General features: G+C 69.5%; 13 protein-coding genes. 1 reads left to right on the top strand and 12 read right to left on the bottom strand.

Annotated elements, in window-relative coordinates; all coding sequences use genetic code 11:
• Positions 1–4: 4 nt before the first annotated feature.
• From dnaE to ABD893_RS16405, 3 genes are all read right to left on the bottom strand, one after another.
• Positions 5–3,577 carry a DNA polymerase III subunit alpha gene (dnaE, locus tag ABD893_RS16415; RefSeq protein ID WP_345082849.1) on the bottom strand — a complete coding sequence of 1,191 codons (3,573 nt, stop codon included), beginning with the start codon at positions 3,575–3,577 and terminating at the stop codon, positions 5–7.
• Positions 3,578–3,970: 393 nt separating this feature from the next.
• Positions 3,971–5,020 (bottom strand): uroporphyrinogen decarboxylase/cobalamine-independent methonine synthase family protein, encoded by a 1,050-nt coding sequence (locus ABD893_RS16410; protein WP_345082845.1) that lies wholly within the window; start codon positions 5,018–5,020, stop codon positions 3,971–3,973.
• Positions 5,021–5,060: 40 nt separating this feature from the next.
• The gene (locus tag ABD893_RS16405; protein ID WP_345082842.1) at positions 5,061–5,798 is read right to left on the bottom strand and encodes a hypothetical protein; all 738 of its coding nucleotides are present in this window, start codon (positions 5,796–5,798) and stop codon (positions 5,061–5,063) included.
• A gap of 32 nt (positions 5,799–5,830) precedes the next feature.
• On the opposite strand from ABD893_RS16405, the gene ABD893_RS16400 reads away from it, so the two are divergent.
• Complete coding sequence (locus ABD893_RS16400) at positions 5,831–6,409, top strand: GNAT family N-acetyltransferase (RefSeq protein ID WP_345082839.1); 579 nt, start codon at positions 5,831–5,833, stop codon at positions 6,407–6,409.
• On the opposite strand, the gene ABD893_RS16395 is transcribed toward ABD893_RS16400, so the two are convergent.
• The 9 genes from ABD893_RS16395 to murC all read right to left on the bottom strand — a co-directional run bounded on the left by ABD893_RS16395 (position 6,345) and on the right by murC (position 14,597).
• Positions 6,345–7,271 carry an RluA family pseudouridine synthase gene (locus tag ABD893_RS16395; protein WP_345082836.1) on the bottom strand — a complete coding sequence of 309 codons (927 nt, stop codon included), beginning with the start codon at positions 7,269–7,271 and terminating at the stop codon, positions 6,345–6,347. The genes ABD893_RS16400 and ABD893_RS16395 overlap by 65 nt on opposite strands.
• A complete protein-coding gene (gene lspA, locus ABD893_RS16390; protein ID WP_345082834.1) occupies positions 7,268–7,876 on the bottom strand; it encodes a signal peptidase II in 609 nt (202 codons plus the stop codon). The genes ABD893_RS16395 and lspA overlap by 4 nt, the downstream gene beginning before the upstream one ends.
• On the bottom strand, positions 7,873–8,574 hold the full coding sequence (locus ABD893_RS16385) for a DivIVA domain-containing protein (protein WP_345082831.1): 702 nt from the start codon (positions 8,572–8,574) through the stop codon (positions 7,873–7,875). Before ABD893_RS16385 ends, lspA begins: the two co-directional genes overlap by 4 nt.
• A 95-nt stretch (positions 8,575–8,669) precedes the next feature.
• A complete protein-coding gene (locus ABD893_RS16380; RefSeq protein WP_345082829.1) occupies positions 8,670–8,960 on the bottom strand; it encodes a YggT family protein in 291 nt (96 codons plus the stop codon).
• Positions 8,961–8,969: 9 nt separating this feature from the next.
• Entirely contained in the window at positions 8,970–9,458 is a 489-nt protein-coding gene (locus ABD893_RS16375) for a cell division protein SepF (RefSeq protein ID WP_345082827.1), read from the bottom strand.
• A 235-nt stretch (positions 9,459–9,693) separates the two neighbouring features.
• Positions 9,694–10,428, bottom strand: coding sequence for a peptidoglycan editing factor PgeF (gene pgeF, locus ABD893_RS16370; protein WP_345082824.1), 735 nt, complete (start codon positions 10,426–10,428; stop codon positions 9,694–9,696).
• Positions 10,425–11,747 carry a cell division protein FtsZ gene (gene ftsZ / locus ABD893_RS16365; protein ID WP_345082821.1) on the bottom strand — a complete coding sequence of 441 codons (1,323 nt, stop codon included), beginning with the start codon at positions 11,745–11,747 and terminating at the stop codon, positions 10,425–10,427. Before ftsZ ends, pgeF begins: the two co-directional genes overlap by 4 nt.
• Before the next feature lie 214 nt (positions 11,748–11,961).
• Positions 11,962–12,699 (bottom strand): cell division protein FtsQ/DivIB, encoded by a 738-nt coding sequence (locus ABD893_RS16360; RefSeq protein WP_345082818.1) that lies wholly within the window; start codon positions 12,697–12,699, stop codon positions 11,962–11,964.
• Positions 12,700–13,076: 377 nt separating this feature from the next.
• On the bottom strand, positions 13,077–14,597 hold the full coding sequence (murC, locus tag ABD893_RS16355) for a UDP-N-acetylmuramate--L-alanine ligase (RefSeq protein ID WP_345082816.1): 1,521 nt from the start codon (positions 14,595–14,597) through the stop codon (positions 13,077–13,079).
• Positions 14,598–14,609: the final 12 nt, after the last annotated feature.

Genomic DNA, 14,609 nt, shown 5'->3' with positions numbered 1-14,609 from the left:
CGCCTCACTGCAGGCAGCTGGGTCCCAGCAGCGTCTTCAGCGAGGCGTACAGCGCGGCGGAGGGGTTCACCGAGAGCCGCTTGTCCAGCTGCATCAGGGTGGTCCGGCCGGGCTCCTGCAGGCGCAGCCGCACCTCGCTGGCGCCGGGATTGTCCTCCAGCACCCCGCGCAGCTCGCTGACCACACGCTCGGTGGCGCGGGTGGCCGGCAGGGCGATGACCACGGGTCCGTCGGCCCCTCCCCCGGTCTCAGGGATGGACATCTCCATCACCCGCAGCTCCGGCATCCCCTTGGAGGTGTCCACCCGTCCCTTCATCGAGACGATGAGGTCCTCGGCGAGCTCCCCGGCGACGGTCATATAGGTGGAGGGGAACATCAGGCAGTCGATCGAGCCCTCGAGGTCCTCGACGGTGGCGATCGCCCACATGTCGCCCTTCTTGGTGGTCTTGCGCTGCAGGGTCGTGATGAGCCCCGCGATGGTGACCATGGCGCCGTCCTCGACCGCGCCGTCATCGGCGAGCGCACTGATCGAGGTTGAGGAGTTCTGGGCGATGACGTGCTCGAGCCCGTACAGCGGGTGGTCTGAGACGTACAGGCCCAGCATGTTCCGTTCGAAGGCGAGCTTCTCCTTGCGGTCCCACTCCGGCAGGTCCGGGATCGTGATGGTCGCGGCGGAGCCGGTGGCCATATCGGCGTCGTCCCCTCCGCCGCCGCCGAACACGTCGGCGAACAGGTCGTACTGGCCCTGGGCTTCCTTGCGCTTCACATCGACCACGGAGTCCACGGCGTCCTCGTGGATCAGCACCAGGGAGCGACGGTTCGCACCGAGCTCGTCGAAGGCGCCGCCCTTGATGAGCGACTCGATGGTGCGCTTGTTGCACACCGACAGCGGCACCTTGTCCAGGAAGTCGGTGAAGGAGGTGAAGGCGCCCTTCTCCTGGCGGGTCTTGATGATCTCCTCGACCACATGCGCGCCGACGTTGCGGATCGCCGAGAGTCCGAAGCGGATGTCCTCCCCGACGGCGGAGAAGTACAGATCGGAGGCGTTCACATCGGGCGGGAGCACGGTGATGCCGCGCTGGCGGCAGTCGCCCAGGTACAGGCCCAGCCGGTCGCGGTTCTCCTGGGTGGAGGTGAGCAGCGCGGCCATGTACTCGGTGGGGTGGTTCGCCTTGAGGTAGCCGGTCCAGTAGGAGACCACGCCGTAGGCGGCGGAGTGCGACTTGTTGAAGGCATAGTCGGCGAAGGGCATGAGGGTCTCCCACAGTGCCGTCACCGCGGCCTTGGAGTACCCGTTGTCCTGCATGCCGGCTTCGAAGGAGGCGAACTGCTTGTCCAGCTCCGACTTCTTCTTCTTGCCCATGGCGCGGCGGAGGATGTCGGCCTGACCGAGCGAGTAGCCGGCGACCTTCTGCGCCGTCTGCATGACCTGCTCCTGGTAGACCAGCACGCCGTAGGTCTCGCCGAGGATCTCTGAGAGCGGCTCCTCGAGCTCCGGGTGGATCGGGGTGATCTCCTGCAGCCCGTTCTTGCGCAGCGCGTAGTTGGTATGGGAGTTCATGCCCATCGGGCCCGGGCGGTAGAGCGCCGAGACGGCGGTGATGTCCCCGAACTGGTCAGGCTTCATCTGGCGCAGCAGAGTGCGCATGCCGGAGCCGTCCAGCTGGAACACGCCGAGCGTGTCTCCCTTCTGCAGCAGCTCGTAGGTCTTCTGATCGTCGAAGGGCAGAGTCTCCAGATCCGGCGGGACCTTGCCGTTGCGCTCCATGTTCGCGACGGCGTCGGAGAGCACGGTGAGGTTCCGCAGCCCCAGGAAGTCCATCTTCAGAAGGCCGAGGGTCTCGAGCGTGGGGTACTCGAACTGGGTGATGATCTGGCCGTCCGAGGGGCGGCGCATCATGGGGACGATGTCCTTCAGCGGGTGGCTGGACATGATCACGGCGCAGGCGTGCACGCCCCAGCCGCGCGTCAGGCCCTCGACGCCCCTGGCGACCTCGACGACCTTCTGGACGTCGGGGTCCTCGTCGTGCATGCGACGGAACTCCCCGGCCTCGGCGTAGCGCTTGTCCTCCGGGTTGAAGATCCCGTTGACCGAGATGTCCTTGCCCATCACCGTGGGCGGCAGGGACTTGGTGAGCTTGTCGCCCATCGCGAAGGGATAGTCGAGCACGCGGGCGGCGTCCTTGAGCGAGTTCTTCGTCTTCATCACGCCGTAGGTGATGACCTGGGCGATGCGGTCATCGCCGTACTTCCGCTCGACGTACTCGATGACCTCGCCGCGGCGGCGATCATCGAAGTCGACGTCGAAGTCAGGCATCGACACGCGGTCGGGGTTCAGGAACCGCTCGAAGAGCAGTCCGTGCTCGAGCGGGTCGAGGTCGGTGATGCGCATCGCGTAGGCGACCATCGAGCCGGCGCCGGAGCCTCGGCCCGGGCCCACGCGGATGCCCTGTTCCTTGGCCCACTTGATGTAGTCCGAGACCACCAGGAAGTAGCCGGGGAAGCCCATCTGCAGGATGACGGAGACCTCGTAGTCGGCGCGCTGCTGGACCTCGTCGGGGATGCCGGAGGGATAGCGGTACTCCAGGCCCCGCTGGATCTCCTTGACGAACCAGGACTCCTCGTCCTCCCCGGGAGGGGTGGGGAAGTGCGGCATGTAGTTCGCGCCCTCGTCGGTGGTGCGGAACTCGACCTCGCACATCTCGGCGATGGTGAGGGTGTTGTCGCACGCCTCGGGGAACTCGCGGAACAGCTCGCGCATCTGCCGCGCGGACTTCAGGAAGTAGCCGGAGCCGCCGAACTTGAAGCGGTTGGGGTCGTTCAGCCGCGATCCGGAGTTGATGCACAGGAGCACATCCTGGATCTGCGCATCGTCCTCGGTGACGTAGTGGAGGTCGTTGGTGGCCACCAGCGGGGCGCCGATCGCCTTGCCCACCTCCAGCAGGTCCTTGGTGACCCGCTTCTCGATGTCCAGCCCGTGGTCCATCAGCTCGATGAAGTAGCTGTCCTTCCCGAACATGTCCTGGAACTCGCCGGCGGCCTTGACCGCCTCGTCGAACTGGCCCAGGCGCAGGCGGGTCTGGACCTCGCCGGAGGGGCAGCCGGTGGTCGCGATCAGGCCCTCGGAGTACTTCGAGAGTATCTCGCGGTCCATGCGTGGCCACTTGCCCATCTGGCCATCCAGCGACGCCTCGGAGGCGAGCCGGAAGAGGTTGTGCATGCCCGGCGTCGACTTCGACAGCAGGGTCATGTGGGTGTAGGCACCGCGGGCCGAGACATCATCGCCGGCGGCCTGCTGCTCCTTGGTGCCCCACTGCTGGCGGGTGCGGTCGTGACGGCTGGTCCCCGGGGTCACATACGCCTCGACGCCGATGATCGGCTTCACACCGGCATCGGTCGCGGCCTTGTAGAACTCGTAGGCGCCGAACAGGTAGCCGTGATCGGTGATCGCCACCGCGCTCTGCCCTTGACGCTTCGTCTCGGCGACGAGTTTGTCGATCTTCGCAGCGCCGTCCAGCAGGGAGTAATCGGTGTGCACATGCAGGTGCACGAAGTCATCAGAGTCCGCGGAAGCCATACCCCCAGAGTAGCCGTGGAGCCCACGAGCGAGGGGGCCAGGAGGAGGTCGGAGAGGTCACCCGGCGCGTACGGCGTGTCTCCCGATCTGGCACCTGGGCGGGCTGGCCGAGCGCACGCAGTCACGGGCCTGCGGGCGGTGGCGGCGCATGTACCGCAGTGGGAGCGCCCGTCGACGAGTTCCTCGACGAAATCTTCCAGACAGTGGAACAGATCGTCGAGAAAGTCCCCTGCGCAGCCTCGGCGCAATCGCTCGACCCCGGCTCATCGCCGTGGGTCTCGCTCGAGGTGATCATGCCTTGACGCTACGAACGCCCTACGACATTCTGCCGACGGGCAACCGGTCCAGCAGCATCCGCAGCGGCTGCTCTCTTCGCGAGTTCTCCCCGCGGACTCACCAGGGAGCGGCGACCTCCGCGTGGGTGCGCAGGATCCCCTCGGTGGTGCCCTCCGGGGCACGGCCGATCCCGCACTCGGTGGCCACCCCGAAGGGCTGTGTCAGCGCGGTGGAGGCTGCAGCGATGCGCCGCTGCGCTCCCTCGGCGCCATCCTCGCGGTGCACCAGCCCGAGGTACAGCTCATCGAGTCGTGGCAGCTGAGCGAGCGGGGCGAAGTATGCCGCGTCGTCCCGCTCGATGGGGACCGGCAGATGCAGCCAGGTCAGCTGCCGGGCGGCGCTGTCCACCAGGGCGTCGGCGAGCTGGACCAGGGTGGCGGCATCGCGCGGCTCGGCGAAGTGCCGCTCCCCCGCGTCGCCGTAGCAGAGATGCACCCCGACCTCGATGTCCAGCGGCACCGCATCCACCAGTGCCGCGAGGCGGGTCACGATGCCGGCCAGCAGGTCACCGCTCCACCAGCCCTCCATGGGGCTGCCATAGCCGGAGGCGCCCTCGAGGATGCCGAGCTCGCTGGCCACGTCCCACTGGATCGCGAGGTCCTCGTGCGGGATCGCCTCGAGGATCTCCTCGAGCTCGTGAAGCAGCGCGGCGGTGTAGACCGGTTCGATCGCGGCCCTGTCCGCACCGGTGAAGAAGGAGGAGATCACCGCGATCGGGGTGGGCAGGGAGACCTGGAAGCGGGTCCCTGGCGCGATCACTCCCTGTTCGCGCAGCCGGGCGAAGATCGGGTAGGACTCTCTCGCTGCGGCGGCATAGCCGAGCGGCGGCAGCGCGATCCTGGCGGGCTCTACGCCGTCGGCAAGGCGCAGCGGCCGCGCATCGATGCCGGCCCCGAAGGGGATCGGCTGCTCTCCGACGCGTTCGATGCCTTCGGCCTGGCCGAGAACGTCTGGCTGGAACATGATCCAGTGGAATCGTGTCCCGACCTCCCCGTCGGGGATCCGGCGCACGTGGCGGCCGAGGATCTCTGCCACCGTGCGCATCGTCTTCTCGGCATCATCGAAGTTCACGCTGCCCGTGAGGAGGGCGCCCTGAGGTTCGGTCATGGGGACAGCCTACGGAGCGGGATGCATCTGCGCCGACCACTCAGCTCCCGGCGCCTTCACCCTCCGCCTGCTGCTCCCGCCTGGTGTCCTGGAGCAGGGAGTCCAGGTAGTCGTGGACGTCCTCGAAGCTGAGCGAGCGCTCATCGCGGCGCGGCGGGATGCCACCGACGAAAGCACCACCGTGCCAGGCCATCGAATCATCCGGCAGCGTCGGGTCATCATCACGCCACAGCTCGATCGGGATCGCATGGGCGACGAGGTCACGGGCGACCTCCTCGGCCTGGGCCGGGCTGCCCGAGCGCTGCAGCACAGAGACCAGCAGCGACTGCGCCGCCCAGGCCACGGCGTCATCGTGGGAATCCTCCCCCGGGTCCACGGATTCCTGCACCAGGGCGATGTAGCTCGCCGCCAGTTCGTCGGCTCCGTCCTCGTACTGGTCCTTGGCGACCCGGAGGGCCACCTGCGGGACCAGATCGCGGGCTTCCCACAGCACCGCGGCGCCGACCAGCGCCATCCCCACCCCGGTCGGGAAGTCCGGATCCAGCGCGATCGGCGTCGACGGAGCCTTACCTGCACGGCGGTCGTCGTCCGCCGCGAGATAGGTGCGCACCGCCTCGGCCACTGCCGCGCGGGCCTGATCGCCATCGCGCAAGATGGCCTCGGCGCCAGCGGGATTGATGCCCAGCCGGCGGGCGACCCGCAGGAAGGGGAAGTCGGCACGGTCCAGCGCCGCCTCTCGGGAGGGCGTCAGCGCACGGGAGGTCTGCTCATCGTTCATGCTTCGACGCTACCGCCTGCCAGACTGTGCGCGTGCCCGCCACCGCTGTGATCCGCCTGCGCCCGCTGCGCGAGGATGATGTCCCGACCGTCGCCTCCTGGGGGCAGGACCCTCGCTTCGTCGAGCACGCCGGATGGACGCCCGGCCTCCCCGATTCCGAGCTGCGCAGCTTCTGGCGCAGCTTGGTCAGCTCCCCGCCGCCCGGGCTGCTGCGCCTGGGCGCCGAACGGGACCGGGTGCTGATCGGCTATGTCGATCTGCACGGCGAAGGATCGGAGCAGCGCGAGCTCGGCTATGCGATCGGTCCCAGTTCCTGCTGGGGGCAGGGGCTCGGCACCGCGGTCGCAGAGGCGGCCCTCACCCACGCGTTCGAGATGCTGGGCCTGGAGTCGGTGTGGGCGGAGGCTTTGCCCGCGAATGCGGCATCGCTGCGGATCCTGCAACGGATCGGGATGCGGAGCACCGGCAGCGGGGAGCAGGAGGTGTTCCGCGGGGTGACCGGGAGCTACGAGCAGTTCCGGATCACCCGCCCGGAGCATGCCCTGCTCAGTGCCCCCGCAGTGCCTCCAGCGCCGCCTGCAGATCTGCCGGGTACTGCGAGGCGAAGGTGACCTCCTCGCCGGTGGCGGGGTGGACGAAGGTCAGCTCCATCGCGTGCAGCCATTGGCGGATCAGGCCCACCTGCTCCGCGAGCCGAGGATCCGCGCCGTACATCGGGTCACCCACCAGCGGATGATGCAGCGCTGCCATGTGCACCCGGATCTGATGGGTGCGCCCCGTCTCCAGGCCCACCTTCAGCAGAGTCGCGCCCTGCAGGGCTTCGAGCGTCTCGTAATGGGTCACCGAGTGCTTGCCGTCGCTGCGCACCGCGAACTTATAGTCGTGCTGCGGGGAGCGCCCGATGGCGGCCTCGATGGTGCCCGACGGCTGCTCCGGAGTGCCCTGGCAGACCGCGTGATAGATCTTCCCGACCTCGCGGGCACGGAAGGCGTCCTTCAGCGTGGTGTAGGCGCGCTCGGTGCGGGCGACCACCATCAGCCCGCTGGTGCCCACGTCCAGGCGGCTCACGATGCCCTGCCGCTCCGCGTCACCGGTGGTGCGGATGCCCACGCCTGCGGCGGCCAGATGACCCAGCACCGTGGGACCGGACCAACCGGCGCTCGGGTGCGCGGCGACGCCGACAGGCTTGTCGATCACCACGATGTCGTCATCCTGGTGGATCAGGCTCATGCCCTCGGCGATCTGGGGCCGGACCTCCACGGCGGGCTTCTCGTCCGGCAGCTCGACGTAGACCATCGTGCCGGGCTCGAGCCGGGTGGAGCGGGCCGGGACCTGCCCGTCGACCAGGACACCGCCGTTGCTGACCAGTTCCGCGGCGCGGGTGCGGGAGAGGCCCAGCATCCGGGAGATGCCGACGTCGATCCGTTCCCCGGCGAGCCCTTCGGGCACCATCAGCGTGCGGGAGGCACTCATGGCTTCTCCGGCGCAGTGTCGTCGGCAGCAGCCTCGGCGGCCGCATCAGCGGCGTCAGCGTGCGCCGGATCCGAGTCGACCCCGAACAGGCCCAGCGCCACGATCAGGATCGCGCCGCCCACCACGGCCATATCGGCCACGTTGAACACGGGCCAGTTGGGCAGTTCGAGGAAGTCGACGACAGCGCCGTGGAAAGGGCCCGGATCGCGCAGCAGCCGATCATGGATGTTGCCCAGCGCACCGCCCATGATGAGGCCGAGAGCCGCGGTGTACCAGGGCGAGCGGACCGCCTTGAGCGCGAAGACGATCACGCCGATCACGATCGCGATCTGCAGGCAGGTGACCACCGGAGTGATCTCCGCTCCCATCCCCCAGGCTGCCCCGCTGTTGTACAGCAGGGTCAGCTGGAGGACCTCACCGAGGAACGGCTGAGGATCCAGCAGCGGCAGATTCTCCACCGCCCAGTTCTTCGTGATCTGGTCGATCACGGCCAGGACCGCGGCAATCACGGCGATGGTGCCGAGGACAGTTCCTCGGCTCAGACGGCGACGAGCGCCGGACCCCGTGGGCCCGGCGCTCGTCGGCGTGGAAGCAGGGGCGTTCACAGACCGAAGTTCGCCTGCTTGTCCTGCGTCTCACTGCTGTCGAGATCGCTGAGCTGGTTCTCGAGGTAGTTGCGCAGACGGTTGCGGTAGTCGCGCTCGAAGTTGCGCAGACCCTCGATGGTCTTGTCGAGCTCGGCCTTCTTGGTCTCGAGCTCGGCGAGCGTGGTGCGGGACTTCTCCTCGGCGTCGCCGACGATGCGCATGTGCTCGTCGTTGGCCTCGCCGATCAGACGATCGCGCTCGTCCTCGCCGTTCTTGACGTACTCGTCGTGCAGACGGTTCGCCAGGGCGATGATGCCGGCGGCGGACTGATCGGGCGACTCCGGTGCGGGCGCCGCCACGGGGGCAGGCTGCTCGACGACGGGCTCATCCTCGACGACGGGCTGCGACGCGGTGGCATCGAGCTCTGCGTCGTCCGCAGCGCTGACGGGCGTGGTGTCGATGATCGCGTCGGTCTCGCCGGTCGCGGACACATCAGCGACGGGAGCCGCCGCACCTGCGCCGGACTCGAGCTCAGCAATGCGGTTGTGAGCCTCTTCGAGCTCCTTCTTCAGGCGATCATTCTCAGCCAGGAGCTCCTTGAGGCGGGGTTCCACGTCGTTGTCGAGGAAGTTGTCGACCTCGTCCATGTCGTAGCCCTCCGAGAACCGGACCGGCGTGAACCGCTGATTCTGTAGGTCTTCGGGCATCAGAGCCATGGGTCACCTTTTCTTAGTGCGGAAATCAGATGCGCGGTGGGCGCGACGCGCTCAAGCCTAGCGGATAGTGCCGAGGTTCCTGGACCGGAGTCTCCTCACATCGCCAATCCGCCGAGCACCCGCAGCAGGATCCATCCGAGGACCAGGAGGATCATCAGGCTGAGGTCGAGAGCCACCGCACCGATCCGCAGAGGCGGGATCAGGCGCCGCAGCCCCAGCACGGGAGGATCGGTCAGCGTGTAGACGATCTCGAACAGAACAAGAACCAGCCCCGAAGGCCGATACTCCCTCGCATAGGACTGGATCCACTCGAGCACCAGACGGGTGATCAGCAGGAGCAGATAGACCAGCACTGCGAGGTACAGCACTCCTGCAACGATCTGCATGGAAACCGCTCAGCTCTGGTTGTAGAAGCTGCCCTCGTCGGCCGAGGCGTCCCCGTCGACCTGGACGAACTCCGGGGAGAGCAGGAACACCTTGGAGGTCACGCGCTCGATGGTGCCGCGCAGGCCGAAGACCAGACCGGCCGAGAAGTCGACCATGCGCTTGGCGTCGCCGTCGGGCATATCGGAGAGGTTCATGATGACGGGGACACCGTCACGGAACGACTCGCCGATCGCCTTGGCGTCGTTGTAGGACCGCGGATGGATCGTGGTGATGCGGTGCATCGACTCCTCCACTGCCGGGGCCATGGCCACCATGTTCGAATGCTGACGGATCGGGGTCACCTGGGCCTCCCGTTCTGGTGCGGCCTCGGGGCCACGCTCGGTGCGGCGGGACGGTGCGGCGACCTCGTCATGGCGGAGCCGTTCGTCCTCGTAGTACTCGTCATCGACCTCGTTGGCGAGGCCGAGTGCGACCATGGCGTTGCGCCAGGTTCCCATCGCAGATCTCCCAGTCTGTTGTTCACGCTGACCTGGGCCCCAGGGAAGCACGGGGAGTGCGCGGGAGCCCTTACCCGTTGAAACTACCGCAGCGATTTCCTCGACGCAGGGAGGCGCCCGGCGTGTCGTGCGCATGTCTGGCCGTGCGGGAGTTCCACACATCACTCCCTCACAGGCCTCGCGCGCTCCCCCCCCCTGACCGGACCGACTCGGCTCCCACCCACCGGGCTGTACCTCACACGTGGCGCAGGACGCCGGCGAAGCGCCCGGTGCGGGCCTGGCGGCGATAGGAGTAGAAGCGTTCCTCTTCGAGGGTGCAGGGGTGGTCCGTGTCGATGGCGTCGCGCGGGATGCCCGCCGCGGAGAGCACCGCGACCGCACCGGCTCGCAGGTCCAGGGACGGTGTTCCCCAGGAGGTGGATGCCCGGGTGGCGGGGAGCTGCTGCGCCGCTTCCTCCCGCATCGCCGCGGGCACCTCGTAGCAGGCTCCGCAGATCGCGGGTCCGATGCTGGCCGTGAGATCCGCAGGTCGTGCCCCGAACTCCGCCATCACCTCGAGGGTGCGCTGCAGCACCCCGCCCAGCAGGCCCGCACGCCCGGCATGGGCGGCCGCGATCGTGCCGGAGACGGGATCGCTCAGCAGCACCGGCAGGCAGTCGGCGACCATGATCGCGAGCGCCACGTCCCGGCGATCGGTGACCAGGGCGTCAGCGGTGACCACCGGCGCCATCCCCGTCGGGGGCAGCGCATGGACCTCTGCGGAATGCACCTGGTTCACGAAGACCAGCGGCACTCCGAGCTCTGCCTCGAGCAGCTCCCGATTGCGGGTGACGGCGTGCTCCTCGTCCCCGACATGGCGGGCGAGGTTCAGCCCGGCGTGCTCCCCCGTGCTGACCCCGCCTTCACGCCCCGTGAACAGGGCACGGGCCCCGCGAAGTCGCGAGGCCCGTGCAGGAAGTGCTGAGGTCACTTGAGGAAGGACGGCAGATCGAGATCGTCGTCGTCCGCCGGCGGCTCCTCGATGTGCGGGGGGCGCGCCTGCTCGGGAGCCCGGGGCGCGGGCTGGGGAGCGGTCCGCTCCTGCTGCGCATACTGCCCGTCCTCGGTGTCAGCGGCGTCGAGGACCTCGGTCTCGGGCTCGGTCGCACTCTGCCGCGACGGGGAGAAGGCCTGCTGCGGCAGACCCCAGGCACCGGGAGCGCCGGAGCCGGCCGCTCCGGCAGCAGCACGCTGCTCCTGGAGGGGAGGACGCTGCGCCGCGGCGCGGGGCTGCTCGGCGCGCGGCTGCTCGGCACGGGGGGCGGGGCGCTGCTGCGGGGTGACGTCCTGACGCTGCGCCGGACCGCCGCCCTCGAAGCCGGCCGCGATCACGGTCACGCGGACCTCGTCGCCCAGGGCATCGTCGATGACGGAGCCGAAGATGATGTTGGCGTCGGGGTGAGCGGCCTCCTGGACCAGGCGTGCGGCTTCCGAGACCTCGTAGAGGCCGAGGTCGCTGCCACCCTGGATGGAGAGCAGCACGCCGTAGGCGCCGTCGATCGAGGCTTCGAGCAGCGGGCTGGAGACTGCGAGCTCGGCGGCCTGCAGGGCGCGGTCCTCACCGCGTGCCGAACCGATGCCCATCAGGGCGCTGCCGGCGCCCTGCATGACGGACTTGACGTCGGCGAAGTCCAGGTTGATCAGACCCGGGGTGGTGATCAGGTCGGTGATGCCCTGGACACCGTTCAGAAGGACCGTGTCCGCGCTCTTGAAGGCGTCGAGCATCGAGACCTGCTTGTCCGCGATGGACAGCAGGCGGTCGTTGGGGATCACGATGAGGGTGTCGACCTCGGCCTGCAGTGCGGCGATGCCGGACTCGGCCTGGGTCGAGCGGCGACGGCCCTCGAAGGTGAACGGGCGGGTGACCACACCGATGGTGAGGGCGCCGAGGCTGCGGGCGATCTTCGCCACGACGGGCGCGCCGCCGGTGCCGGTGCCGCCGCCTTCGCCGGCGGTCACGAAGACCATGTCGGCCCCGCGGAGGACCTCTTCGATCTCCTCCGCGTGGTCCTCGGCGGCACGCTTGCCCACCTCGGGATCGGCGCCGGCGCCGAGGCCGCGGGTGATCTCCTTGCCGACGTCGAGCTTGACATCCGCATCGGACATCAGAAGTGCCTGGGCGTCGGTGTTGATCGCGATGAATTCGACGCCCTTGAGGCCGGACTCGATCATGCGGTTGACGGCGTTGACACCTCCGCCGCCGACGCCGACGACCTTGATGACTGCGAGTGAGATCTGGGTTCCGGCCACAATTGGTCCTTGCTCTTGTCGTTCATCCGAGGAGGGGGCCTGCGTCGCACCTGGTCGTGGACTTCCAAAACCCTAGACCTCGAGTTGAGGTTAGGACTTCGGGGCGCTTCTCCTTTCCTCTGACGCTAGGGACGCAATCACCTGCGCGCAAACACCACGTGCGCGTGTCGTCCCTCGAGGGCGGGCGAGATCACCGCCACAGCCTCGAATTCCGTCACCGGGTGACCGGAGCCACCGGCGAGGAGACATCGATGACGGTGCCCGGCTGGCCGAGCAGCGCCTGGACCACCTCGGCCTTGAGCTCCGCGTCGCGGGCATCTCCCCAGACGACGGTCTTGGTGCCGCCGTCCTCGAGGGAGAGCACCACCGTCACGTCGCTCTGGCTGGACGCGGTGACCTCCTGCACGGCTCCGCGCAGAGGCTCGGGCATCCCCGCCATGACATCGGTCATCGCCGCGGCCGCGCCCTCGGGATCCGCCGACCCTCCGGCGACGACGAGCGGGACCAGCGAGGCTCCCTCGCCCGCGGCGGGCGGCAGCTCCTGACCGCCGGCATCGACCACAGCCGTGGTGCCGTCGGCCTTCGTGAGCAGTCCGACCGGGGCGGCCTCGGTGATCCGCACCCGCACGCCATCCGGCCAGATCCGCTCGACCTCGGCCGACTCGACACCGGGTATCGCGGAGACGTCCTCGGCGATCGCCCCGGTGGCCAGCAGCAGCATGCTGCCGTCGGCGCGCGCGGAGGTTGCCTCGCGGACCTCCTGCTCGGCCACGTAGCCGGCGCCCTCGACCGTGATGCTCTGCACCTGCAGCGCGGGCAGGAAGATCGCCGTGACTCCGGCGGCGACCAGCACCAGCACGGTGATCAGCACACCGGCGAGGATCGCGCGACGGCGCCGCCGCCAGGGCCTGCCGGCCACCAGCTCTCGGAAGCGTTCGGAGGCCTGCACCACCCGCCCGCCGCTCTCCGCCCCTGCCGTGGGCGAGCCCGCAGCCGGTGCGGAGGATTCCGCGGAGCGCAGCGCGGAGGGCTGGGAGCGGCCGACGGTGCGGCCACGGGGAGCCGGCGACGGCGACGGGCCGGAGTGCGCCTGAGGAGCGGACGGCGCGGAGCGCGCAGACGGGGCAGAGGGTTCAGGCGGTGCGGAACGAGCGGGGCGTGCTGAGCGAGCGGGCGGTGCCGAGCGATCAGGCCGTGCCGAACGCGCAGGCGGCGCCGACGGGGTCGTGGACGACGGGGCGGACGCGCCCTGTCGCGGCGTCGGCGTCGGGGTGGGGCGGGGGCGCCGAGCGTCCTGCCGCGGCTTCGGGGCGTGAGGGCGGCGGGCCATCAGCTGCGGTTCTCGCGGTCGCGCAGAGCGGTCATCAGTGCGGGCGTGATCTCCACGATGTCACCGGCTCCGAGCATGAGCAGCAGGTCACCGGGCTGCGCCTCGGCGACCACCTGGTCGGTGAGCTCCGTTCCGGCGGAGATCGCCATGACGGACGCGGCGGCGAGATCGGTGATGGTCCGCGCATCGACCGTGGGGTCAGGATCCTCGCGAGCGGCGAAGACGGGCAGCACCCAGGCGTGGTCGGCGGCCGAGAGCGCGGCGGCGAAGTCGATCGCGAAATCACGGGTGCGCGAGAACAGGTGGGGCTGGAACACGACGAGCACACGGCCGGGACCCGACTGCGAGGCGACGATGCCGCGAGCGGCGGCGATGGTCGCGGCGACCTCGCGGGGATGATGCGCGTAGTCGTCGACGACGGTCACTCCCCCGGCGGTCCCGGCCACATCGAAGCGGCGCGAGGCCCCGGTGAAGGTCGCGAGTCCCGCGGCGAGTGCGTCCACGGCGGCATCGGGCGCGGCCGCTGCGGTGGCGGCGAGGGCCCCGAGGGCGTTAAGGACGTTGTGGTGGCCGGTCACCGCCAGCTGGATGGTCAGCGGACCGTGGGGAGTGTCGATCTCGACCTCGGCCCCGCGGGGCCCGCTGCGCTCCTCCCGCAGCGCCCACTCAGCCTCCGCAGCGGTGCCGTAATGCACGACGGCGACGCCACGGGCCCGGGCCCGCTCGCCGAGCGCAAGGGCGCCCGGATCATCGGCGCACACCACGAGCGTGCCACCGGGGACGAGCTGCGCGGTGAGGGCGTCGAAGGCCGCGGTGAGGGTGGCGGCGTCGCCGTGGAAGTCGAGATGGTCGGGCTCGAGGTTGGTGACCACCAGGGAGCGCGGGGCGAAGGCGAGGAAGGAGCCGTCGGACTCATCCGCCTCGACGACCGCGAGGCCCGTGCTCGGGGAGGGTGCCGACGGCGATGCGCCGAGACCAGCGTTGCGGCCGAGATCCGGAACGGCCGCCCCGAGCGCCCAGGCCGGGTCGACTCCCGCGCCGCGCAGCGCAGACACCGCCATTCCGGTGGTGGTCGTCTTGCCGTGGGTGCCGGCGACGGCGACCAGGTCACGGTCCCGGAGCAGTCCGGCCAGGGCGGCGGCGCGGTGGATGACGGGGATCCCGCGCTCCCGGGCTGCCAGCACCTCGGGGTTGTCGGCCCGCACTGCGGTGGAGACGATCACCAGGTCGAGGCTCGCGGCGAGCAGGGAGGCGTCGAAGCCGATGCCGATGCGGGCGCCGGCCTCCCGCAACGGGGCGATGAACTGGCCGTCCTGGGAGTCGGAGCCGCTGACCTCGAGCCCGGTCTCGAGCGCGAGGCGGGCGACAGCGCTCATGCCCGCCCCACCGATGCGCACCACATGCACCGAGCGCACCTCGAGATCGGTGGGCCAGTCCGACTGGGTGATGACCTCCCCGGCACGCAGAATCGTGCGGGGCATCACCTGCGGGGAAGGGGCGTGCTCGAGGCCTGAAGTCATGGGGCCACCGTA

It is taken from the genome of Brachybacterium paraconglomeratum (genome assembly GCF_039541415.1).
GTDB lineage: Bacteria > Actinomycetota > Actinomycetes > Actinomycetales > Dermabacteraceae > Brachybacterium > Brachybacterium paraconglomeratum_A.
Note: the sequence above shows the minus strand (reverse complement) of the source record. Positions and strands in the feature narration are given on the sequence as shown.

Coding starts and splice junctions, on each gene's coding strand:
- dnaE (WP_345082849.1), bottom strand. CDS start 3,577: ATGGCTTCCGCGGACTCTGATGACTTCGTGCACCTGCATGTGCACACC.
- ABD893_RS16410 (WP_345082845.1), bottom strand. CDS start 5,020: ATGACCGAACCTCAGGGCGCCCTCCTCACGGGCAGCGTGAACTTCGAT.
- ABD893_RS16405 (WP_345082842.1), bottom strand. CDS start 5,798: ATGAACGATGAGCAGACCTCCCGTGCGCTGACGCCCTCCCGAGAGGCG.
- ABD893_RS16395 (WP_345082836.1), bottom strand. CDS start 7,271: ATGAGTGCCTCCCGCACGCTGATGGTGCCCGAAGGGCTCGCCGGGGAA.
- ABD893_RS16385 (WP_345082831.1), bottom strand. CDS start 8,574: ATGGCTCTGATGCCCGAAGACCTACAGAATCAGCGGTTCACGCCGGTC.
- ABD893_RS16380 (WP_345082829.1), bottom strand. CDS start 8,960: ATGCAGATCGTTGCAGGAGTGCTGTACCTCGCAGTGCTGGTCTATCTG.
- ABD893_RS16375 (WP_345082827.1), bottom strand. CDS start 9,458: ATGGGAACCTGGCGCAACGCCATGGTCGCACTCGGCCTCGCCAACGAG.
- murC (WP_345082816.1), bottom strand. CDS start 14,597: ATGACTTCAGGCCTCGAGCACGCCCCTTCCCCGCAGGTGATGCCCCGC.